The sequence below is a fragment of the Puia sp. genome (assembly GCF_036500295.1).
GTDB lineage: Bacteria > Bacteroidota > Bacteroidia > Chitinophagales > Chitinophagaceae > Puia.
In genome coordinates this window covers 48,271-69,574 of sequence record NZ_DASYCH010000087.1, presented here as the reverse complement: position 1 = coordinate 69,574, position 21,304 = coordinate 48,271, and the positions used below count along the sequence as shown (strand labels likewise).

The window sequence follows — 21,304 nt, the reverse complement described above, 5'->3', positions numbered from 1 at the left end:
CAACCAGCAGTATATGGCAAGTAACGGTAAGATCAAACAAATCATCGGAGCAGTAATCGATGTGCAGTTTGAAGGCAAACTCCCTGAGATCTATAACTCACTGGAATTGAAAAAGTCGAATGGTGAAACGCTCGTTTTGGAAGTTCAGCAGCATCTTGGGGAAGACAGCGTCCGGTGTATCGCAATGGACGGTACGGAAGGGCTTGTCCGTGGCCTCGAGGTGATCGATACCGGTCATGCTATCGCCATGCCTACGGGTGAAGGGATCAAGGGGCGGCTGTTCAACGTTACGGGTGATCCTATCGACGGTCTGCCGGCGGTCTCCAAGGTCAACGGCCGTGCCATCCATGCCAAGCCTCCGGCCTTCGAGAACCTGAGCACCAGCAGCGAAGTGCTGTTCACGGGGATCAAGGTTATCGATCTTATCGAACCCTATGCAAAGGGTGGGAAGATCGGTCTGTTTGGCGGTGCGGGTGTAGGGAAGACCGTACTTATCCAGGAACTGATCAACAATATCGCAAAAGCCTATTCCGGGTTGTCCGTATTTGCCGGTGTTGGGGAGCGTACCCGTGAGGGGAATGACCTGATGCGGGAAATGATCGAAGCCGGTATCATGAAATATGGCGACGATTTCAAACATAGTATGGAGCATGGCGGCTGGGATCTGAGCAAGGTGAACATGAACGAGCTGGCAGAGTCCAAAGCGACCTTTGTTTTCGGTCAGATGAACGAACCTCCGGGCGCCCGTGCACGCGTGGCGCTCAGCGGTCTGACGATTGCCGAGTACTATCGGGATGGCGACGGCAAGGGCCAGGGCCGGGATATCCTCTTCTTTGTCGACAACATCTTCCGGTTTACGCAAGCCGGCTCCGAAGTATCGGCGTTGCTGGGCCGGATGCCTTCGGCCGTAGGGTACCAACCTACCCTGGCGACCGAAATGGGTCTGATGCAGGAACGGATCACGTCCACCAAGAATGGTTCCATCACTTCCGTTCAGGCCGTATACGTGCCTGCGGATGACCTTACCGACCCGGCTCCCGCCACGACCTTTGCCCACCTCGATGCGACGACGGTATTGAGCCGGAAGATCGCCGACCTTGGTATTTACCCGGCGGTGGATCCCCTGGATTCCACTTCCCGGATCCTGACCCCGAAGATCGTCGGCGACGCGCACTACAACACCGCCGACCGGGTGAAGCTTATCCTCCAGCGCTATAAGGAACTGCAGGACATCATCGCCATCCTCGGTCTGGATGAACTGAGTGATGAAGATAAGATGACCGTTGCCCGCGCGCGCAAGGTACAGCGCTTCCTGTCCCAGCCCTTCCATGTAGCTGAGCAGTTTACCGGTCTGAAGGGTGTGCTCGTCCCCATCGAAGAAACCATCCGTGGGTTCAATATGATCATGGACGGCGAAGTGGATGAATATCCGGAAGCAGCCTTTAACCTGGTCGGGACGATCGACGATGCAATGGAAAAAGGCAAGAAACTTCTCGCCCAGGCCCGTGGGTAAAATGCAGGCGGCTTAAAACACACATAAGATGAACTTAGAGATATTAACTCCAGAGAAAAAACTGTTCAGCGCTGATGTTTATGGCGTGCAGCTGCCGGGAGTGGACGGGCTTTTCGAAGTCCTGGATCGTCATGCTCCGCTGGTCAGCGCGCTGCGCTCAGGTCAGGTGAAAGTTCTGAAAGATAAAAATAATCACCTTGCATTTTTCACGATCCAGAGCGGATTCGTGGAAGTGATCCATAACAAGGTAACCGTATTGGTTGAAGGCGCAGTACCTGTCGAAGGCAAATCGTAAACCGCGCATCGTACGATTCCTTTTGAAGACGAAATGTTAGTTAAACCCCGGCTTTTGCCGGGGTTTTATATTGTTGCGGCATTTGATTTGCATAGGTGTAAACAAATACGTTGCTTTATGAACAGACTGAGAACCTTGCTATTGTCCGGAGTAGCCGCAATGAACCTCCTTCTGGGCAGCTGCAAGAAAGATCCTCTTAATAATCTGACCAACGAGGAAAGCCGCATCTACATCACCAACTATGATACGGTCGCGAATTTCTCTGCTTACGCTACGTTCAGCATTACCGACAGCGTTGCCGTAATCCAGGACAATCAATTTGCGGGTCACAGTTATGATGCCTATGATGTCAATATCATCAATGCGATGACGCAGCAGATGACGCAGCGTGGGTATCAGCTGGTCAGCAAATCGGCCAACCCGGATCTCGCGATCAATATCTCGCGTGTGTTGTCGTCGTCGACGGTTCTCTTCAGTTATGCCGATTATTGGGATTACTACGGTGATTTCTATGATCCCTATTATTGGGGCTACCCCGGATACGGGTATTATGATCCGTATGCCGTTGGGGCTTATACGGTGAACTCCGGCGGCCTGGAGATCGACTTGCTGGATCTGAAGAATGCGGCCGCGAACGGCAATAAGCTGGTCGGTCTTTGGACGGGACTTGCGAGAGGGGAGGATGTCTTTAATCCTTCCAATGCGTCGGCTGAAGTAGCGGCGATGTTCTCGCAATCCGCCTATCTTAAAAAATAATGATTCAACCGAGTATCATGAGATCAATGCATATATCCCTGTTTCGGAAGATAGCAATCGTCCTGGCCCTGACCGGGATCACGGCCACGGGAGCCATGGCACAGCATAGTTTGCAATTCAATTTTAATTACAATGTGAATTTCCCGGCGGGAGCCGATTTCAAGACCCTGGCCGACAAGCCGGCCTTCAAGGGGTTTACCGCGGGGCTGGCTTATCCGGTAATGGATCAGCTGCGGATCGGGCTCAGCTTTGGCTATAACGACTATTATCAGAAATATCCGCGTCAGGTGTACTCCAACGGACCGGGTTCGGACATCTCTGCTGTGGTGAGCAACTCCATCCAGCAGTTGCCGCTGTTGGTGACCGTTGACTATACGCTGTTGAAAAAGGGTTTTATCCGACCCTATGTTGGAGCGGGTGCGGGGGTCAACTTCATCAGCTTTGACCAGTACCTTGGAGAATTCGACAATCCCGTCAGTTATACCAAATTAGCGGTCAGGGGGGAAGCGGGTATTCTTATTCCGTTGAGCAACTACAGCTCTACGGCCCTGCGCATCGGCGGCAGCTATAACTATGCGCCATTCAAGGAGCTTGGGGTCAACAACCTCAGCAATTGGGGCGTGCATGCCGGGATCAGCGTTCCGCTGCATTAGGCGATCGATCCCCGGCGTTAGACGGCCTGCCCCCCTGCGTTGGGAAGCATTAACACCTGCGTTGGACGGCCTTAATTCAATTGGGGATCGATGGGGAAGTTGACCATTATCTCATATTCGCCGCCGAGATGGCGCAGGGCATCTTTCCAGATCTCCGAGGGCTTCTTGTGAAAGACCAGCGGCCGGTTAGCGGGTACCGTTAGCCAGGATTTCTCCTTTAGTTCGTCGGCGAGTTGCCCGCTGCCCCAGCCGGAATAGCCGATATAGAAGCGGATCTTGGTCATGTCGACCTCTCCCGCGCGGATCAGGTCGATTGCCGTTTCGAAGTTGCCGCCCCAAAACACGCCATCGATGATCTCGTATCCGCCGGTTATCTTCTCCGGGTATTGATGAAGGAAATGAATGGTATCCATTTGAACCGGGCCGCCGAGATAGACCGGGATCTTCTTCAGATCATCCAGACCGCTGACCAGTTCGTCGAGGGTGTATTCGTAATTCTTATTCAGGACAAAACCAAAGCTGCCCTCATCCTGGTGTTCACACAGAAACACGACCGTGCGCATGAAATTCGGATCTTTCAAAAAGGGATCAGCGATCAATAATATACCTGGTGCCGGGCTCTCCATATCGTCTAAATTAAAAAATCCTGCGGATTTGGCAAGCATCATTGCATATTACGGGAGGGTACGGGGGAGGCCGCTGTAAGCCGCCGAAGGCGGCGGCAGCCTATACTAATATAGCGCTTTTTAGCCTGAAATCCCCTTTCTTTGTGAAAGCTTCGTTAAATCGGCTTCTACAAAAAGAGTAAACAGGGCCAGCCTCACCCTTTTGAATAATTTTACGGATGGACCAAAAAGTATGGGTTTGAAAAAAATTTTCCCTATCATTTTTGTTTTGATCTCCCTATCCCTGATCGGCACTATTTATATCCAGATCAACTGGATATTGACGATGCTGGAGAATAAGCAGGAGGAGCTGAAGCACAAATTGCGGGACGCCACCAATTATGTCGCACAGGAGCTGGTGGCGCAGCGTGGGAGCAATGTAGGTAAAGTATTGAGACTGAAGCCAGGCCTTTGGCATCCTTCGGATCCCTTTACCATGGAGCTGATGCGTGTGCCTACTGTGGCCGAACGGTATACGGTGGAGGATATCACCGATAAGATGCGCAAGGCCTTTGACCGTGTCGGCCTGAAGAATACCCGCTTTGAATTCGCGATCTCTTCCGACCCCGGGGGATCCAATGTGAACTTTCGTCCGGTGGAACTACGGTCGAAGAACTTTATCCAGGAGATCGAGGATACGGTGAATAACAAGCTTGCGATAGAGCCTCTGCTGGCGCCGGAAAATGCAGATATAAGCGGCATTCTCCCCGATGAGGTCCTTGCCGTCGTCATACCGGATTACAGAAAGATGGTCCTCGGCGAGATGCGGGTCATGATCGCCGGTGCCATCTTCTTCACGCTCGTTATCATCGCTGCCTTTTATGTGACCGTGAATGCGCTGGTCCGGCAAAAGAAGTTGAGCGAGATAAAGAACGACTTCATCAACAACATGACGCATGAATTCAAGACCCCGCTGGCGACGATCTCGCTTGCGGTGGACGCGTTGCGCAATGAGAAGGTGGTGCAGGACCGGTCCAAGTCGGAGTATTTCACGGGCATCATAAAGGAAGAGAACAAGCGGATGAACAAGCAGGTGGAGACTATCCTGCAGGCTTCCCTGCTTGACCGGCAGGAGCAGCAGCTCAACCTGCGCGCCCTGCATGCACACGTCTGCATCCAGGAAGCGATGGAAAATATCCAGCTGCAGCTGGAGGGAAAGGGTGGACGTTCTGAACTGCAGCTCAATGCCAAAAAGGACCTGGTCCTTGCCGATGAGGTTCATTTCATGAACATCATTACCAATCTCATCGATAATGCGGTGAAATATTCAAAGGACAACCTCCTGATCCGCATCACCACGCACAGCACCCTCAAAAACCTCGTCATTCGCATCGAGGATAACGGCATCGGGATGAGCAAGGAGACCCAGCGCCGGATCTTCGAGAAATTCTACCGGGCCCATACCGGGAATCTGCACAATGTGAAGGGATTTGGCCTTGGCCTCAGCTATGTCAAGACGATCGTCGAGGCGCATGAGGGCAGGATCAAAGTGGATAGTACGGTCGGCAGGGGAACTGTTTTTACGCTGGAGTGGCCGCTAAAGAATGGTTGAGCAGTAAGCAACCATCGCCATAGCTGAGAAAGCGAAATCCGTGTTCCAGCGCATGGGTGTATATCTTCCGCCAATCTTCCCCGACGAACGAGGCGATCAGCAGCAACAATGTCGATTCCGGCTGGTGAAAATTCGTTACCAGGCCCTGGACGATCTTCCAATCATATCCGGGGGTGATCAGCAGCTGCGTGGTTGTCATCAACCGCGGGACGCCCGCTTTTTCCATCTTATCCAACAGCATCGAAAGCGCCTTTACCGCGGGGATACTCTTGTCGTGGCCCGCATAGGCGTCCCATTGCCCTACGGTCAGGTCCGGGCCACTCAGTCCAAGCCAATATAGAGTCTCAAGCGTTCGCGCAGAGGTGGTGCCGACAGCAATTACCGGCTTGCCTGTCAACAACGTTTCACGGAGCCTTACAATGAACTCGCGGCTCACGTCGATGAATTCGATGTGCATCGGATGGCCGCCGAGGGTCGCGGACTTTACCGGCAGGAAGGTGCCGGCGCCGACGTGCAAGGTTACAAATCCATGGCCGATGTTCTTTGCCGCCAGCGACTGAAAGATCGTTTCGGTAAAGTGGAGCCCGGCTGTGGGCGCGGCTACCGATCCGTCATGCTGTGCATAGATGGTCTGATAGCGCCGGCTGTCGGCTGCCTCCGCATCGCGGTGAATATAGGGTGGGAGAGGGATGAAGCCGGCCTGGTGCAGCAATTCGCCAAAGGACAGGGTGGCGGGTGTCCAGGACAATCCGATCAGGAAGGAATCCCCTGACCGTTCCAGGTATCGGGCTTCGAGCACAAGCCCAGCCGGCATTTCTTTGCGCAGTATCTGGCCGGGTTTCCATTTCGAGGCGCCGCCGATCAGGCATTTCCATTTTACTTCGCCCGTTTGCATCAGGGCATTGGCGATACCGCCATATTCGGCCGGCGGTTCGAGGCAGAAGATCTCGATCCGTGCACCCGTGGGCTTGCGAAATTCGATCCGGGCCTCGACGACCCTGGTATTGTTGAAGATGAGAAGGCTTTCTGCGGGGAGCCAGGCTGCGATGTTCCGGTAGATGTCTTCGCTGATGGCGCCGCGGCGATAGATCAGCAGTTTGCTGGCGTCGCGTTCGGTGAGGGGATGAAAGGCGATGCGGTCTTCGGGGAGTTGATAGCGATAATCCGCGATGGGAATGTCCTGTGGTTGTGGCATATAGCGAGCGTCTAACTGACGCCGGTTTTAAAGCGCGAAGCTACGATATTGACATCAAAAACGAACTTTTCCACCGCTTATCCACCGCAATTCACAGCTTTCGCACAGGCGTAAAAGCCCAAAAATCATGTTTGCCGGAGATAAGTGCATCCAAGACAACACACAGAGTTACAATGCACTATTGTGGAAAAATTAAATTTTCCAATTTCCCCGAATAAAGTGGGAAAATGTGTTATTTTGTGTTAGTTTTAGTAGAAATTGATTCAACTCCTCATAAATGATTGGTTTTCTGGGCGAATACGAAGCTACTTTAGACTCAAAAGGTCGCTTCCTGCTTCCGGTCGGCTTCAAAAAGCAGCTGCCGGAAGAGGGTCCCACCCAGTTTGTCATCAATCGAGGATTTGAAAAATGCCTTAGTCTTTATCCGATGAAAAGCTGGGAACCCATCTTCGCCAGGGTAAGCCAATTAAATGATTTTGACCCCGAAGTTCGGCAATTCAGGAGATATTTCCTGAACGGGGCGACGATGATCGAGCTGGATTCCGCCGGGCGGTTGTTGATCCCTCAAAACCTGAAAGAACATGCGGCGCTGGAGAAGGACATTGTGTTGACGGCAGCAGTAGACAAGATTGAAATCTGGGATAAAAGTAAGTACCAACAGTTCTTTGAATCTTTTTCACCGGAAGCGTTCAGCAGCCTGGCAAAGCAGGTGATGAACCCGGGAGGGCTCTCTTCATGACGACGGAGAATAGCCAGGACGGGCAGGGGCAGTATTCCTACCACCTGCCGGTTCTGTTCGGAGAGACGCTCGACGCCCTTGCTATCAAGCCGGACGGTGTCTATGCCGATCTGACCTTTGGCGGTGGCGGTCATTCCCGCGGGATCCTGGAGAGACTGGGGCCGAAGGGCAGGCTCTTCGCCTTTGACCAGGACAGTGACGCCCGGCGTAATCTGCCGGAGGATCGCCGCATCACTTTTCTGCCGCACAACTTCCGTCATGTGGGTCGCTTTCTTCGTTTGCATGAAGGGATCCCCGTCGATGGGATCCTGGCCGATCTGGGGGTGAGCAGCCACCAGTTTGACGAAGGGCAGCGAGGCTTCTCCTTCCGTTTTGAAGGCGAGATGGATATGCGGATGGATCAGCGTCAGACGAACACCGCCTTCGACATCGTGAACACGTGGTCCGAGCAGCGGCTTCACAAGCTGTTCGAGCAATACGGCGAGGTTACCAATGCGCGAACGCTGGCACGGACAATAGTGCATGTGCGCAGCACTCTGTCGCTGAAGACCATTGCGAACTTCAAGGCGGCGCTGAACAGCGTGGTGAAAGGGAATCCCAATAAATACTTTGCCCAGGTATTTCAGGCTCTGCGCATCGAGGTGAACGATGAATTGGGAGCATTAAAAGAAATGTTACAACAGGTGCCCGGCCTCCTCTCTATAGGCGGACGTGTAGCGATCATCACCTTTCATTCCCTGGAAGACAGGATCGTCAAGAACTTCTTTAAAAAAGGATCGTTCGAAGACGAGGACCCATCTGACCCCTTCGGACAAAGTACGGCACCTCCCCTATTAAAAGCAATTACCAAAAAACCGGTGATTCCCGGCGACACTGAATTACGCCAAAACCCAAGATCCCGCAGCGCCAAGCTGCGGGCGGCTGAACGCATATAAGAGAGCCGCCGGAAGAGCGGTTCGACTGAAGGACCTAAAAATGTGGATTTGAAATGAGTAAATGGAAACCATCCCTGCTTGGGTACCGCTGGATCGTGAGGAATATCGGTTTCTTCCTCTTCCTCGCCGCATTGGCGGTTGTCTATATCTATAACGGCCACTATGCCGACAATATCTCCCGGGAAATTACCCGGACCAACAAAGAGTTAAAAGAGCTGCAATACGAATATAAGACGCTGAAAAGCGAAGTGATGTTCCGAAGCAAGCAGAGTGAGCTGGCGAAGGCTGTCGAACCCTTCGGATTGAAGGAACTGGTACACCCGCCCTACGTTCTTACTGATACGGTGAACAATGCCCGATGAGGGCCGTCCGAAGGACAATTAGAATAAATGGAAGTCAAACGCGACATATTATGGAGGGTATACCTCTGCTTTCTCGGCATCGTGGCGCTATCGCTGGTGGTGCTGGGGAAGGTCGTATATATCCAACGCGTTCAGGGGGCGTACTGGAAGGGGCTAAGCGATAGCCTTCACCAGAAATTTGTCGAGCTGGATGCTGAGCGCGGGACCATCTATAGCGAAGACAGCAGCATGCTCAGCACTTCGATCCCTTACTTCAATATCTATATCGATTTTGGCGCCGACGGTCTTCGTGAAAAGAATGGAAAACGTTTCTTTGAGAATGTCGACTCGCTTGCCGGCTGTCTGGCGGCGTTGTTCGAGGATCAGTCCAAGGCTGCGTACAAGAAGATGCTGCAAAAGGGGTACCGGTCGGTCGATCGCTATTACGAGCTGCAATCGAACGTATCCTTTCAGAAATATCAAAAACTCCGGGACTTTCCTCTTGTCCGCCAGGGCCGGAACAAAAGCGGCTTTATCGCGGAAGTGAACAATAAAAGATTGAATCCGTTCGGCTTGCTGGCCAATCGTACCATTGGCCTGGCAAGAGCGAATGCCCAGAATGTCGGGCTGGAGCGTACCTATGACACCCTGCTCAAGGGCGAGACCGGCCGCCGGCTTGTCCGGTATATTGCGGGCGGGGCTTATATCCCTGTCGAAGGCTATGAGATCGAGGCGGAGAACGGTAAGGATATCGTGACGACGATCGATGTCAATATCCAGGACATCGCCGAGAACGCCCTGCAAAAAGAGCTTATCGAGAACGAGGCGGAACATGGCACCTGTATCATCATGGAAGTTGCCACCGGCAAGATCAAGGCCATCGCCAACCTGGGGCGTCAGTCCGACGGCACCTATTGGGAAGACCTGAACTATGCCATCCGGGCTACCGAGCCGGGCTCCACCTTCAAGCTGGCGACGTTGCTGTCGCTGCTGGAAGATAAGAAGATCACCCTGAACAATACGGTCAACCTGGAAGGCGGAACCTGGAAGATATCCAACCGGACGGTATACGACGCCGAACGGCATGGCAAATATGTCGTTCCGGTAAAGGAGGCTTTCGAGCTTAGCTCGAATGTCGGGATGGCTAAACTGGCGGTGGCCAACTATACCGGTAATCCTTATCAATTCATCGACCACCTGCGGAAGCTTAAGCTCGACCGGCCTACCGGCATCGATCTTGTCGGTGAGTCCACCCCCGTGATCAACACGCCCAAATCCCGGACCTGGAGCGCGACCGCGCTTCCCTGGATGGCGTTTGGTTATGAAGTGCTTGTTTCGCCGCTGCAGACCCTTACCCTTTACAATGCCGTCGCCAACAACGGCCGGATGGTGAAGCCCTATCTTATCAGCGCCGTACAGGAGTCCGGCATCACGATAAAGGAGAACAAACCCACGGCCATCGTCGAGAAGATCTGCAGTGACGAGACCCTTCGTGAATTAAAGGAATGCCTGAACGGCGTTTGCCAGGATCCCGAAGGCACGGGCTTCAAGGTGTTCAAAGACGCCTTCTACCAGGTGGCGGGCAAGACGGGCACCGCGCTTGTCGCCAACAGATCCCGGGGATATGCGGATCATATCTATCAGTCCACTTTTGTGGGTTATTTCCCCGCTGCGGCGCCGAAATATACCTGCATCGTAGTGATCAAGAACAAGCCATTTGCCAAAAAATATTATGGTGCGGCGGTTGCGGCTCCCGTTTTCCGGGAAGTTGCCGACCACCTGATGAGCACCAGTGTTGGGCAGGGGCTTAACTATGCGGATTCGGCGACGACCGTCAATCACGATCAGCTGTTTGCATCCGTCACGCCGCCGCAACTGCCGGCGAACCGTCAACTGGTGCCGGACGTGAAAGGTATGGGATTGAAGGATGCGCTGTATGTGCTGGAGCGTATGGACATGAAAGTCGCGGTAAGAGGAAGCGGAAAAGTGCAGACACAAAGCATCGAGCCGGGGAGGCCTCTGCAAAAAAAGGAAACCATATTCATTCAGCTGGACTAATGTATAAATGAGCAACCTGCAGGAAATAGTATATAAGGTAAGTATCCGGAGCATCGTCGGTCCCCGTGACCGGGCGATCGACAACCTGCAAACGGATTCGCGGCTTGCCGGACCGGGTACACTGTTTATTGCCGTAAAAGGCACTCATGCGGACGGGCATCAGTACGTACCCGCCGTTATCGCTGCCGGCGCCATCGCTATCGTCTGCGAGGAACTGCCCGCCGAATTAAAAGACGGGGTCACCTATGTCCAGGTGGAGGACAGCGCGGCTTCGGCCGGGATCATCGCCCACAACTTCTACGGTCAGCCTTCCGAGAAGATAAAGCTGGTAGGGGTTACGGGAACTAACGGCAAAACGACCATCGCCACCTTATTATATAAGCTCTTTTCCGCGCTGGGACATAAATGCGGGCTTCTCAGCACGGTGCAGAACCAGATCGGGGAACGTATCGTACCCGCCACGCATACGACACCCGATGCCCTGCATCTCAATGCCCTGCTGAAGCAAATGGTGGATGAAGGCTGTACCCATGTCTTTATGGAAACCAGTTCGCATGCCATTCACCAGCACCGGGTCGCCGGACTTCGGTATGCCGGGGGGATCTTCAGTAATATCACCCAGGACCACCTCGATTATCACAAGACCTTCGAAGAATATATCCGGGTGAAAAAGTCCTTCTTCGACTCCCTGCCTTCGGACTCCTTTGCCATTTCGAATGCCGATGACAAACGGGGTGCGGTGATGCTGCAAAATACAAGCGCAAAAAAATATTTCTATAGTCTGAGGACCCTGGCCGAGTTCAAGGGTCGCATCCTGGAGAACAACCTCACCGGGCTTGTCATGACGATCAACGACACGGAGGTGCATTTCCGGCTTATCGGCGAGTTCAATGCTTACAATCTGCTGGCGGTGTTTGGGGCGGCCAGTTGTCTGGGCGAGGAGAAGAGTGAGATCCTGCGCGTCCTCAGCAAGCTCAGCGGCGCCGAGGGCCGCTTCGACTATGTCGTCTCGCCAAAGGAGAAGATCATCGGCATCGTGGACTATGCCCATACTCCCGACGCGCTGATCAATGTGCTGACCACGATCCAGAAGCTGAGAAAGGGGCATGAGAAGATCATCACGGTGATGGGCGCGGGCGGCGATCGCGACAAGACAAAACGTCCGCTCATGGGTGCGGCCGCCGCTGAGTACAGTGATAAGGTCATCATCACTTCCGACAATCCGCGCAGCGAGGACCCCGAGCAGATCATCCGGGATGTCGAGGCGGGTCTGAATACGGCGGCAAAGCGGAAGTATATCTCGATCACCGACCGGAAGGAGGCGATCCGCACGGCAATGAGCCTCGCGCAGCCCGAGGACATCCTGCTGATCGCGGGGAAGGGTCACGAGAAATATCAGGAAATAAAAGGGGTGAAACATCCCTTCGACGACAAACAGATCTTATTGGAATTTTTCGAACTGCTGGACAAATAACTGGTTGACATGCTGTATACTTTATTTGAATGGTTCAGACAACATGGGATAAAGGTGCCGGGCGGCGCCCTCTTCCAGTTCATCACCTCCCGGGTGCTGCTGGCTGTGGGGTTATCGCTCGTTGTCAGCATGATCTTTGGTAAGAGACTGATCCGTTATCTCGTCAAGAAACAGGTCGGTGAGACGGTGCGCGACCTGGGTCTGGCAGGCGAGCAGCAGAAGAAGGGGACGCCTACCATGGGCGGTTTTATCATCATCCTGGCGATCCTGATCCCCACCCTGCTCCTGGCCGATCTGCATAAAGCGTATATCCGGCTGATGCTGTTCAGCACGGTGTGGCTCGGGTTGATCGGATTTATCGATGACTACCTGAAGCTCCGCGCCAAACGCATCGCCAGGGAAACGGGTGTTCCCTACCGAAAGGGGGACAAGGACGGGCTGGCGGGCTGGTTCAAGGTGCTTGGCCAGGTGGTGCTTGGCATCGTTGTGGGGTGTACGCTCTATTTCAACGCTAATACCCGGGTGTGGCGGGAATATGTGGGCACGAAGCTTCCTGCCGACACGAGTGAGATCAAGACGGTGACGCTGGACAAGGAAAAGAAATATTTCATCGTTGCAAAGGAACCGATCACCACGATCCCCTTTGTAAAGAACCATGAGTTCAACTACTCCAAGCTGCTGCCCGAGGCGATAAGAGGGCTCACCTGGGTGCTTTATGTGGTCATTGTGATCTTTATTATCACGGCGGTGTCCAACGGTGCGAACCTGACGGACGGGGTGGATGGGCTTGCCACGGGGGTAAGCGCCGTGATCGGCGCCTGTCTGGGCATCTTTGCCTATGCCAGCGGCAATATCCGGTTTGCGGAGTACCTCAATATCATGTATATCCCGAACCTGGGAGAACTCTCCATCTTTATCGGGGCGCTGGTCGGCGCCTGCGTGGGTTTTCTCTGGTACAATGCGTATCCGGCACAGGTCTTTATGGGCGATACAGGCAGTCTCATGCTGGGCGGCATCATCGCGGCCCTGGCCATCATCGTGCGGAAGGAGTGGCTGATCCCCATCTTCTGCGGGGTGTTCCTGGTGGAGAGCCTGAGTGTGATCATACAAGTGACTTATTTCCGATATACGAAGAAAAAATACGGTGAGGGTAGAAGAGTGTTTCTCATGAGCCCCCTGCATCATCATTATCAAAAGCTGGGCTACCATGAGAGCAAGATCGTGACGCGATTTTGGATCGTGACGATCTTATGTGTGGCGTTTGCCATAGCAACATTGAAGATCAGGTAATAACCCGGGCGGGTCTTGAGCCGCCTGCCGGATATGAGATTCTGAAAAACCAAACCCTCGAGACGAACCGAATTGTGGTGCAGTAGATCCTATGCTTTTGAAGAACCCCTAATCCGTTTTTGGGAGGAAAATGCTATGTCGAAAAAGACGGTTATACTCGGTGGTGGTGAGAGCGGCGTGGGCGCGGCGATCCTTGCAAAAAAGCAGGGGGACGAGGTATTTCTGTCCGACGGCGGCGCATTGAAGGACGTCTATCGAAACGACCTGCAGAAACACCAGATCCCTTTTGAGGAAGGCGGTCATACCGAGCAGAAGGTCCTGGAAGCCGATGAGGTGATGAAAAGCCCGGGTATCCCCGATAAGAGCCCGATGGTAAAGGCCATCCGGAGCAAGGGCATCCCTGTCATCAGCGAGATCGAGCTGGCCTGGCGGTATATCGGCAATGGCCGGGTCATCGGGATCACGGGCAGCAACGGCAAGAGTACGACGACGGCGCTTACCTATCATATCTGCCGGCATGGCGGGTTGGATTGCGCGCTGGTGGGGAATATCGGTTATTCTTTTGCCCGGCAGGTGGCGGAAGACCCCAAAGAATGGTATGTGTGTGAGATCAGCAGCTTCCAGCTGGATGATATCCATCAATTCCGCCCCGAAGTAGCCATCCTTACCAACATCACGGAAGACCATCTGGACCGCTATGACTACCGATTCGAAAACTATATCGCCAGTAAGTTCAGGATCACGATGAACCAGACGGAGAGCGACTATTTCATATACTGTGAAGACGACCCCGTGATAAAAAAAAACTTAGCTCAATTCAAAATTCACTCTAACCCACTACCATTCAGTATGCAACAGGAAACCAACAAAGGAGGATTTATACGCAACGGACAAATGAACATCAATGCCGGTAGTGAGAAGCTACAAATGAGTATCTATGATTTTGCCCTCAAAGGCATTCACAATCAATATAACACCATGGCAGCAGGCATCGCATCCGCCACCGTCGGTATCCGGAAAGAGAAGATCCGCGAGGCGATACAGAGTTTTGAGGCGCTGGAGCACCGAATGGAGTATGTCAGCACGGTGAGAGGCGTGGAGTTTATCAATGACTCCAAAGCGACGAATGTCAATTCCACCTGGTATGCGCTGGAGAGTATGGAGAAGCCGACGATCCTGATCCTCGGCGGGGTGGACAAGGGGAACGATTACTCGCTGATCCGCGACCTGGTCAAGGATAAGGTGAAGGCCATCGTTTGCATGGGTGTGGACAACCGCAAGATCCATGAGGCCTTCCAGCATGACGTTCCGTTGATGGTCAATACGGCCAGTGCGGAAGAAGCCGTGAAAGCCGCCTTTCACTTTGCGACAAAGGGGGATGTCGTTCTGCTGAGTCCTGCCTGCGCCAGTTTCGATCTCTTTAAAAATTATGAAGACAGGGGAAGACAGTTTAAGGAGGCTGTCCGCGATCTATGAGTCAATCTTCGACGATAGAACGAACGCCCTTTAGCGGACTCCGGTCCCGGACGAAGGGGGACAAGGTGATCTGGACCGCGGTGGTCCTGCTTGCCGTCGTGTCCCTCCTTGTCGTGTACAGCAGTACCGGGCTGCTCGCTTACAAAATGTACAAGGGGAATACCGAGATCTACCTCTTCAAGCAATTCGCGTTTATCCTGGTCGGCGTGATGATCATCTATTTCGCTCACCAGGTGAACTATACCCTTTATTCCCGGGTGGCCAAGATCCTATTCGTCCTTTCCATACCCTTATTGTTCTACACCCTTTTCTTTGGGGTGAAGCTCAATGAGGGTAGTCGCTGGATCCGGCTGCCGATCATCAATATGACCTTCCAGACCTCCGATCTGGCCAAGCTGGCGCTTTTTATGTATCTGAGCCGGCTGTTGAGCAAGAAACAGGATGTCATCAAGGATTTCCGTACCGGCTTCCTGCCCGTGATCACCCCGGTAGCGGTCATCTGTCTGTTGATCGCCCCGGCCAACCTCTCCACGGCCCTGCTTATCGGCGCCACCAGCCTGATGCTGCTGTTTATCGGCAGGGTCAGCGCAAAGCACCTGCTGCTGACCATCGGCGTGGCGGCAATTCCGGTAGCGATCCTTATCGGAGCGGCCGTGATCCGGCATAAGGCAAACGGAGGAACGACGGAGAAACCGAAGACCGAAGGACATAGCCGCCTGACCGTGCGCGTCGACACCTGGATCAGCCGGATAGAGACCTTTGTCTATGGCGGTAAAGAGGATAACAGCGACAACAATTACCAGACCAATCAAGCCAAGATCGCCATTGCCAAGGGAGGGTTCCTGGGGCTGGGACCCGGCAATAGCCAGCAGCGGAATTTTCTGCCGCACCCCTATTCCGATTTCATCTATGCCATCATCATCGAGGAATATGGATTGGCGGGCGGGTTTTTCATCGTGTTCATCTACCTGGTATTCCTGCTGCGAAGCATCCGCATTTTCCGGCGTTGTCCCTTTGCCTTCGGGGCTTTTCTCGCGCTGGGGCTGAGCTTTACGCTGGTAATCCAGGCGCTGGCCAATATGGCGGTGAATGTGAATCTGTTTCCCGTAACCGGGGTGACCCTACCGCTGGTGAGCATGGGCGGCAGTTCGTTCCTGTTCACGTGTCTGGCCATCGGCATCATTCTGAGTGTGGCCCGAAACGCGGAATCCGCGGAAGGGAAGGATGCGACGGAACGCAGGGGACGAGCTTCCGCTGACGAGGAGGAGGAATCCGGCGAGGAGGCGGCGCTACCCGCATGAGCAAGAGGATCATCATAGCAGGCGGCGGCACCGGTGGCCATATCTTTCCGGCCGTTGCTATTGCCGGAGCCTTAAAACAGCAGGACCCGTCTGTGGAGTTGCTGTTCGTGGGTGCGCAAGGGAAGATGGAGATGGAGAAGATCCCACAGGCGGGCTACAGGATCGAAGGGATCACCATCGCCGGGTTCAACAGAAGTTCTTTGATAAAAAATATCGGTCTTCCTTTTAAGCTGATAAAAAGCTTTTTCCAGGTTAGCGGCATCATCCGGGCCTTCATGCCGGACGCGGTTATCGGGGTAGGGGGATATTCGAGTTTTCCCGTTCTGCGATCGGCGCAGGCCAAGGGAATACCCACCTTTATCCATGAGAGCAACTCATTTGCGGGGAAGAGCAATATTTTATTGGGGAAGAAGGCCGCCCGCATCTTTGTCGCCAGCGACGGGATGGAGAAATTCTTTCCTGCCGACCGGATCAGTGTCGTGGGGAATCCCGTGCGGAGCGTCATCGTGCAAAGCAAGCTGACAAGGGAGGAGGGGGTCCGGTTCTTTGGGCTCGACCCCGCGAAGCCCACCATTTTGTCCACGGGGGGATCGCTAGGGGCGAAGGGGATCAACGAGGCTGTCGCGGCTCATCTGGACGATCTCGAAAAGAATGGGCTTCAGCTGATCTGGCAGACCGGTAAACCCTTTGCCGGGCAGGCTGCCAGCCTCTGTGCGGGGAAAAAGGATTGCTGGACGCGGGATTTCATCCCACAGATGGAGTATGCCTTTGCCGCCGCGGATATCGTGGTCTCGCGGTCGGGAGCCATGTCCATCGCCGAGCTCTGTGTCGTCAAAAAACCTGTTGTATTCGTACCCTTTCCTTTTGCGGCGGAAGATCACCAGACGGTGAATGCCCGGAACCTGGTGGATAAGAATGCGGGTCTGCTGGTAACGGACGGCGAGGCGATGGATAAACTGGTCGACACCGTGCTGGCACTGGCAAAGGATAAAGAGAAGCAGGAACTATTAAAAACGAATATCGGCCGGATGGCCGTCACGGATGCGGGTGACCGCATTGCCGGTGAGATCTTGAAAGCGATAAACGGATGATGGAATTCAATGCGATAAGGAGAGTCTATTTCATAGGGGTCGGGGGGATAGGGATGAGTGCGCTGGCGAGGTATTTTAAATTCCATGGTAAGGAGGTGAGCGGGTATGACAAGACACCCACCACGCTTACCCGGATGCTGGAGCAGGAAGGCATTGCGATACACTATGAAGAAGATCTGAACCAGATACCGACGGATGCCGACCTGGTCGTCTATACCCCGGCGATACCCGCGGGGCATAAAGAGCTGGTGTATTACCAGCAACACGGCCAGGTCCTGATGAAGCGAAGCGAGGTGCTGGGGCTTATCACCCGTAGTTCTTTTAATATCTGTGTAGCAGGCACGCATGGAAAAACGACCATTACGACGATGATCGCGCATATTTTGCGGCATAGCGGATATGGGTGTAACGCGTTTCTGGGCGGTATTGCGGTTAATTACAACAGCAATTACTGGTCGGATGAACGGAATGTCTGTGTTGTGGAAGCCGACGAGTACGACCGCAGCTTTCTCCGGTTAAGCCCGGATATCGCCGTGATCACGGCCATGGATGCCGATCACCTCGATATCTATGGAACGGCGGAGGAAGTGCAGAAGGCGTTCATCGACTTTTCCGGTTGTTTGAAGCCGGGCGGTTTGCTGTTGAGCAGGAAGGGGCTGGAGAAAGAGGCCGGGCTGAAAGGGGACCGGCATCTGACCTATGGGTTGGACAGCCGGGCGGATTTCTTTGCATCGGAGATCCGCATCGACCAGGGCGATTACCTCTTCCGGATGCAAAGCAGTGACTGGAGTATCGATAAGGTCGTTCTGTCCATGGGAGGAAGGCATAATGTGGATAATGTGGTGGCGGCGATCGCGGTGGCTCATCAATTGGGCATTTCGGGAGACAAGATCGTAGAGGCCGTTGCGGCTTTTCGGGGGGTGAAGCGGCGTTTCGAGTATATCGTCAAAAAACCCAACCGGGTCTATATCGATGATTATGCTCATCACCCGGAGGAGCTGAGGGCGCTGATCGGTGGGGCGAAGGAACTATATCCGGAGAGGAACTGTACCATCATCTTCCAGCCGCATCTTTTCACCCGGACGCGCGACTTTGCGGATGGGTTTGCGGAGAGTCTGGACATGGCCGATGAAGTGATCCTGCTGCCGATCTATCCGGCCCGGGAGCTGCCTATCGCGGGTGTGACGAGTGAGTTGATCGCGGGGAAGATGAAAAAAGCAAAGGTGACCATCGCCGACAAGAAGGAGGTGCTGGCAATGATAAAGAAAATGGCCGGGAACCCTGATCGGGCCGAATTGCTGATCACGGCCGGTGCTGGCGACATTGATACGTTGATCGAACCCATCCGGCAGCTGCTGGAAGTGTAGCCCATTGTGGACGGGATTATCTACCCGGACACTAGTTGTACCCGTCTGACGGTCCGCTGGGCCGTTGGGCGGGTCTCAGCGGAACAAAACGGACCGCGGGTCTGCTAAAACAGACCGGGAGGTCCATGAATATATTATGGCCGTAAAATTAAATATCAGGAAACTTGTCTCTGCCGCCTTCTGGTGTGTGGCGGGGGCCGGCGTATTGGTATTGCTGGTCGCGGCCATCCGATATCGAAACAGCAATGTCTGTAAGGGGTACAAGATCCAAATCGCGGGCTCGTCGCCCTCGGGGTCACATTTTGTCGACAGGAAGGGCATTGCCGATATCCTTACCGCGGCGGGCGCGGCGAGCGGACAGAATAAGCCCATCCATGCTTTTGACCTTCGCCGGCTTGAATCGGCGTTGGGGAAGAACATCTGGATAAAAGAGGCCCAGCTGTTCTTTGACAACAATGGGGTCCTGCAGGTAAAGGTCACTGAGCGGGAGCCTGTGGCCCGGATATTTACCCGGGAAGGGGGCAGCTGTTATATCGACAGCGGTGGGGTACAGTTGCCGCTGGCCGACAAGTTCCCTGCCGCGATGCCGGTTTTTACCGGATATCCCGGTGCGAAGATCGTATTGCGTGGCAGCGACAGCGCATTGACGCGCGACATTCTCCGGCTCACCGATTTTATCCGCAAGGATACCTTCTGGATGGCCCGGATCGCGCAGATCGTCATTCTTCCGGGTAACGGTTTCGAACTGGAACCCGAGGTCGGAAGTCAGCGCATCGGATTTGGCGACGGCCGCGATATAGAAGTAAAGTTTCACCGGCTTGCTCTCTTCTACCGGCAGGTGCTTTGCCGCACCGATCCCGGGAAGTACGACCGGATCGACGTTTCTTATTCGGGGCAGATCGTTGCTACCAGACGAGGACTTGAACATGCCCGGTATGATTCCGTGCAGGGGATGAACAATATCCGGCAGATGATCCGATCGGCACAGCAATTGCAGCCCGATACCCTTCGTCAACAGAATATCCGCCCACTGGAACCCAGCAATAACCTGACGGAACAAAATCTGAACACGCTGGATCTCGTATCCGAGGCGGCAGACAGTTCCGTCGCCGCACCCGGAACAGGCAATGCCCCCAGAACGGGCGCCGCGCCCAGAAAAGGGACACCCCCCAAAAACCGTAAAAAAACAACTAATAACAAATAAACTAAACTATGAATCAGGAACAACCGATTATAGTCGGACTCGATATCGGAACTACCAAGATCGCTGCCATCGCAGGTCGGAAGAACGAGTACGGCAAATTAGAAATATTGGGATTTGGCAGGGCCAACTCCAATGGGGTCAAACATGGCCAGGTCTTGAATATCGATGAGACGATAAAGGCCATCCAGATGGCGTTGGACAACTGTTATGCCTCCAATCCGAACCTGGAGATCAGCGAGGTCTATGTCGGCATTGCGGGCCATCATATCAAGAGCCTGCAAACCCGGGGCGATATCGTCCGGCAGAACACGGATGAGGAGATCACCCGCAGGGAGATCGATCAGCTGATCGCCGACCAGTATAAAACCTATATCCCTGCCGGGGACCAGATAATCGATGTGATCCCGCAGGAGTTCACCGTCGACAATTTCCAGAACATCCCCAACCCTATCGGGTATGGCGGGGTAAAGGTCGGCGCCAATTTCCACATCATCACGGGGGATAAGAACGCCATCCGCAACATCAACCGCGCAGTCGAAAAAAGCAACCTGCACACGAAGGACCTCGTGCTGCAGCCGCTGGCGTCGGCCGCTGCCGTCATGGGCCAGGAAGACCTGGAGGCCGGCGTGGCCATCGTCGACATTGGCGGCGGGACCACCGATCTTGCCGTTTTCTACGAAGGGATATTGAAACATACGGCCGTGATCCCTTTTGGCGGGGAGAATATCACCAATGATATAAAGACGGGTCTGGGTGTCCTCAAGACCCAGGCTGAGCAGATGAAGGTGCAATTCGGCTCGGCGTTGTCCAACGAAGCAAAGGCCAATGCGTATATCACCATCCCGGGTCTTCGCGGGATGCCGGCAAAGGAGATCAGTGTGAAGAACCTGGCCAATATCATCCAGGCGCGGATGAGCGAGATCATGGATTTCGTGACCTACCATCTCAAGCAGGTGGGACTCGACAACCGCATGCTGAATGGCGGTATCGTCCTGACCGGCGGGGGATCGCAGCTGAAACATCTGATCCAGCTGACGGAATACATCACGGGTCTCAACGCCCGCATCGGTTATCCGACGGAGCATCTGGCAGCGGGTCATATCGAAGAGCTGGCCAAGCCTACCTATTCGACCTGTATCGGCCTTATTCAGAAGGGATACAGCGACTACGAGCACAACCGCAAGGAGTTCGAGAAAGAATACAAGAAGGTGGAGGTCCCCGACAATCTCAAGAAGGCGGATATGCAAACCGTTGCGCAACAGGTGCTCCCTTCCGATGAGCAGCTGCAGCAGGAACGCGTTCGCAACCGGAAAGGAGTAAAGGACTTCTGGGGAAAATTCAAGGACGGCATTATCGACCTTTTCAAAGAAGAAGAAGATCATACCCTATAAATGTGAAT

The 21,304-nt window shown here is 53.9% G+C and carries 19 protein-coding genes; 17 read left to right on the top strand and 2 right to left on the bottom strand.

Going from position 1 to position 21,304, the window contains the following annotated elements; genetic code table 11:
• Positions 1 to 13 precede the first annotated feature (13 nt).
• From atpD to VGM48_RS16730, 4 genes are all read left to right on the top strand, one after another.
• The gene (gene atpD, locus VGM48_RS16745) at positions 14 to 1,513 is read left to right on the top strand and encodes a F0F1 ATP synthase subunit beta (protein WP_331581180.1); all 1,500 of its coding nucleotides are present in this window, start codon (positions 14 to 16) and stop codon (positions 1,511 to 1,513) included.
• Positions 1,514 to 1,541: 28 nt separating this feature from the next.
• Entirely contained in the window at positions 1,542 to 1,808 is a 267-nt protein-coding gene (atpC, locus tag VGM48_RS16740) for an ATP synthase F1 subunit epsilon (RefSeq protein WP_331581178.1), read from the top strand.
• A gap of 117 nt (positions 1,809 to 1,925) precedes the next feature.
• A complete protein-coding gene (locus VGM48_RS16735; RefSeq protein WP_331581176.1) occupies positions 1,926 to 2,564 on the top strand; it encodes a DUF4136 domain-containing protein in 639 nt (212 codons plus the stop codon).
• A 17-nt stretch (positions 2,565 to 2,581) separates the two neighbouring features.
• Complete coding sequence (locus VGM48_RS16730; protein ID WP_331581174.1) at positions 2,582 to 3,217, top strand: outer membrane beta-barrel protein; 636 nt, start codon at positions 2,582 to 2,584, stop codon at positions 3,215 to 3,217.
• A gap of 71 nt (positions 3,218 to 3,288) precedes the next feature.
• Here VGM48_RS16730 and VGM48_RS16725 read toward each other — a convergent pair whose 3' ends face one another.
• Positions 3,289 to 3,843 (bottom strand): YqgE/AlgH family protein, encoded by a 555-nt coding sequence (locus tag VGM48_RS16725; protein ID WP_331581172.1) that lies wholly within the window; start codon positions 3,841 to 3,843, stop codon positions 3,289 to 3,291.
• Positions 3,844 to 4,111: 268 nt separating this feature from the next.
• On the opposite strand from VGM48_RS16725, the gene VGM48_RS16720 reads away from it, so the two are divergent.
• Positions 4,112 to 5,434, top strand: a complete 1,323-nt coding sequence (locus VGM48_RS16720) for a HAMP domain-containing sensor histidine kinase (protein WP_331581170.1) — start codon at positions 4,112 to 4,114, stop codon at positions 5,432 to 5,434.
• Here VGM48_RS16720 and VGM48_RS16715 read toward each other — a convergent pair.
• Positions 5,403 to 6,629 carry an S-adenosylmethionine:tRNA ribosyltransferase-isomerase gene (locus VGM48_RS16715; protein ID WP_331581168.1) on the bottom strand — a complete coding sequence of 409 codons (1,227 nt, stop codon included), beginning with the start codon at positions 6,627 to 6,629 and terminating at the stop codon, positions 5,403 to 5,405. The genes VGM48_RS16720 and VGM48_RS16715 overlap by 32 nt on opposite strands.
• 277 nt (positions 6,630 to 6,906) lie before the next feature.
• Here VGM48_RS16715 and mraZ point away from each other — a divergent pair, with 277 nt between their 5' ends.
• From mraZ to ftsA, 12 genes are all read left to right on the top strand, one after another.
• Positions 6,907 to 7,368, top strand: a complete 462-nt coding sequence (mraZ, locus tag VGM48_RS16710; RefSeq protein WP_331581166.1) for a division/cell wall cluster transcriptional repressor MraZ — start codon at positions 6,907 to 6,909, stop codon at positions 7,366 to 7,368.
• The gene (gene rsmH / locus VGM48_RS16705) at positions 7,365 to 8,303 is read left to right on the top strand and encodes a 16S rRNA (cytosine(1402)-N(4))-methyltransferase RsmH (protein ID WP_331581164.1); all 939 of its coding nucleotides are present in this window, start codon (positions 7,365 to 7,367) and stop codon (positions 8,301 to 8,303) included. Before mraZ ends, rsmH begins: the two co-directional genes overlap by 4 nt.
• A 53-nt stretch (positions 8,304 to 8,356) precedes the next feature.
• Positions 8,357 to 8,665 carry an FtsL-like putative cell division protein gene (locus VGM48_RS16700; protein ID WP_331581162.1) on the top strand — a complete coding sequence of 103 codons (309 nt, stop codon included), beginning with the start codon at positions 8,357 to 8,359 and terminating at the stop codon, positions 8,663 to 8,665.
• Positions 8,666 to 8,692: 27 nt separating this feature from the next.
• Complete coding sequence (locus tag VGM48_RS16695) at positions 8,693 to 10,702, top strand: penicillin-binding protein (protein WP_331581160.1); 2,010 nt, start codon at positions 8,693 to 8,695, stop codon at positions 10,700 to 10,702.
• A 7-nt stretch (positions 10,703 to 10,709) separates the two neighbouring features.
• Positions 10,710 to 12,176 carry a UDP-N-acetylmuramoyl-L-alanyl-D-glutamate--2,6-diaminopimelate ligase gene (locus VGM48_RS16690; protein ID WP_331581158.1) on the top strand — a complete coding sequence of 489 codons (1,467 nt, stop codon included), beginning with the start codon at positions 10,710 to 10,712 and terminating at the stop codon, positions 12,174 to 12,176.
• A gap of 9 nt (positions 12,177 to 12,185) precedes the next feature.
• Positions 12,186 to 13,466 carry a phospho-N-acetylmuramoyl-pentapeptide-transferase gene (gene mraY / locus VGM48_RS16685; RefSeq protein ID WP_331581156.1) on the top strand — a complete coding sequence of 427 codons (1,281 nt, stop codon included), beginning with the start codon at positions 12,186 to 12,188 and terminating at the stop codon, positions 13,464 to 13,466.
• 135 nt (positions 13,467 to 13,601) lie between these two features.
• Complete coding sequence (gene murD, locus VGM48_RS16680) at positions 13,602 to 14,942, top strand: UDP-N-acetylmuramoyl-L-alanine--D-glutamate ligase (RefSeq protein WP_331581154.1); 1,341 nt, start codon at positions 13,602 to 13,604, stop codon at positions 14,940 to 14,942.
• Positions 14,939 to 16,243 carry an FtsW/RodA/SpoVE family cell cycle protein gene (locus tag VGM48_RS16675; RefSeq protein ID WP_331581152.1) on the top strand — a complete coding sequence of 435 codons (1,305 nt, stop codon included), beginning with the start codon at positions 14,939 to 14,941 and terminating at the stop codon, positions 16,241 to 16,243. The genes murD and VGM48_RS16675 overlap by 4 nt, the downstream gene beginning before the upstream one ends.
• Complete coding sequence (gene murG / locus VGM48_RS16670) at positions 16,240 to 17,334, top strand: undecaprenyldiphospho-muramoylpentapeptide beta-N-acetylglucosaminyltransferase (protein ID WP_331581149.1); 1,095 nt, start codon at positions 16,240 to 16,242, stop codon at positions 17,332 to 17,334. Before VGM48_RS16675 ends, murG begins: the two co-directional genes overlap by 4 nt.
• On the top strand, positions 17,331 to 18,701 hold the full coding sequence (gene murC / locus VGM48_RS16665; protein WP_331581147.1) for a UDP-N-acetylmuramate--L-alanine ligase: 1,371 nt from the start codon (positions 17,331 to 17,333) through the stop codon (positions 18,699 to 18,701). The genes murG and murC overlap by 4 nt, the downstream gene beginning before the upstream one ends.
• Before the next feature lie 136 nt (positions 18,702 to 18,837).
• Entirely contained in the window at positions 18,838 to 19,905 is a 1,068-nt protein-coding gene (locus VGM48_RS16660) for a hypothetical protein (RefSeq protein ID WP_331581145.1), read from the top strand.
• 8 nt (positions 19,906 to 19,913) lie between these two features.
• The gene (gene ftsA / locus VGM48_RS16655; protein WP_331581143.1) at positions 19,914 to 21,296 is read left to right on the top strand and encodes a cell division protein FtsA; all 1,383 of its coding nucleotides are present in this window, start codon (positions 19,914 to 19,916) and stop codon (positions 21,294 to 21,296) included.
• Positions 21,297 to 21,304: the final 8 nt, after the last annotated feature.

What these genes read in the sequence shown, in the direction of transcription:
- atpD (WP_331581180.1), top strand. Translation starts at nt 14, where the DNA reads ATGGCAAGTAACGGTAAGATCAAACAAATCATCGGAGCAGTAATCGAT.
- atpC (WP_331581178.1), top strand. Translation starts at nt 1,542, where the DNA reads ATGAACTTAGAGATATTAACTCCAGAGAAAAAACTGTTCAGCGCTGAT.
- VGM48_RS16735 (WP_331581176.1), top strand. Translation starts at nt 1,926, where the DNA reads ATGAACAGACTGAGAACCTTGCTATTGTCCGGAGTAGCCGCAATGAAC.
- VGM48_RS16730 (WP_331581174.1), top strand. Translation starts at nt 2,582, where the DNA reads ATGAGATCAATGCATATATCCCTGTTTCGGAAGATAGCAATCGTCCTG.
- VGM48_RS16725 (WP_331581172.1), bottom strand. Translation starts at nt 3,843, where the DNA reads ATGGAGAGCCCGGCACCAGGTATATTATTGATCGCTGATCCCTTTTTG.
- VGM48_RS16715 (WP_331581168.1), bottom strand. Translation starts at nt 6,629, where the DNA reads ATGCCACAACCACAGGACATTCCCATCGCGGATTATCGCTATCAACTC.
- mraZ (WP_331581166.1), top strand. Translation starts at nt 6,907, where the DNA reads ATGATTGGTTTTCTGGGCGAATACGAAGCTACTTTAGACTCAAAAGGT.
- rsmH (WP_331581164.1), top strand. Translation starts at nt 7,365, where the DNA reads ATGACGACGGAGAATAGCCAGGACGGGCAGGGGCAGTATTCCTACCAC.
- VGM48_RS16700 (WP_331581162.1), top strand. Translation starts at nt 8,357, where the DNA reads ATGAGTAAATGGAAACCATCCCTGCTTGGGTACCGCTGGATCGTGAGG.
- VGM48_RS16695 (WP_331581160.1), top strand. Translation starts at nt 8,693, where the DNA reads ATGGAAGTCAAACGCGACATATTATGGAGGGTATACCTCTGCTTTCTC.
- VGM48_RS16690 (WP_331581158.1), top strand. Translation starts at nt 10,710, where the DNA reads ATGAGCAACCTGCAGGAAATAGTATATAAGGTAAGTATCCGGAGCATC.
- mraY (WP_331581156.1), top strand. Translation starts at nt 12,186, where the DNA reads ATGCTGTATACTTTATTTGAATGGTTCAGACAACATGGGATAAAGGTG.
- murD (WP_331581154.1), top strand. Translation starts at nt 13,602, where the DNA reads ATGTCGAAAAAGACGGTTATACTCGGTGGTGGTGAGAGCGGCGTGGGC.
- VGM48_RS16675 (WP_331581152.1), top strand. Translation starts at nt 14,939, where the DNA reads ATGAGTCAATCTTCGACGATAGAACGAACGCCCTTTAGCGGACTCCGG.
- murG (WP_331581149.1), top strand. Translation starts at nt 16,240, where the DNA reads ATGAGCAAGAGGATCATCATAGCAGGCGGCGGCACCGGTGGCCATATC.
- murC (WP_331581147.1), top strand. Translation starts at nt 17,331, where the DNA reads ATGATGGAATTCAATGCGATAAGGAGAGTCTATTTCATAGGGGTCGGG.
- VGM48_RS16660 (WP_331581145.1), top strand. Translation starts at nt 18,838, where the DNA reads ATGGCCGTAAAATTAAATATCAGGAAACTTGTCTCTGCCGCCTTCTGG.
- ftsA (WP_331581143.1), top strand. Translation starts at nt 19,914, where the DNA reads ATGAATCAGGAACAACCGATTATAGTCGGACTCGATATCGGAACTACC.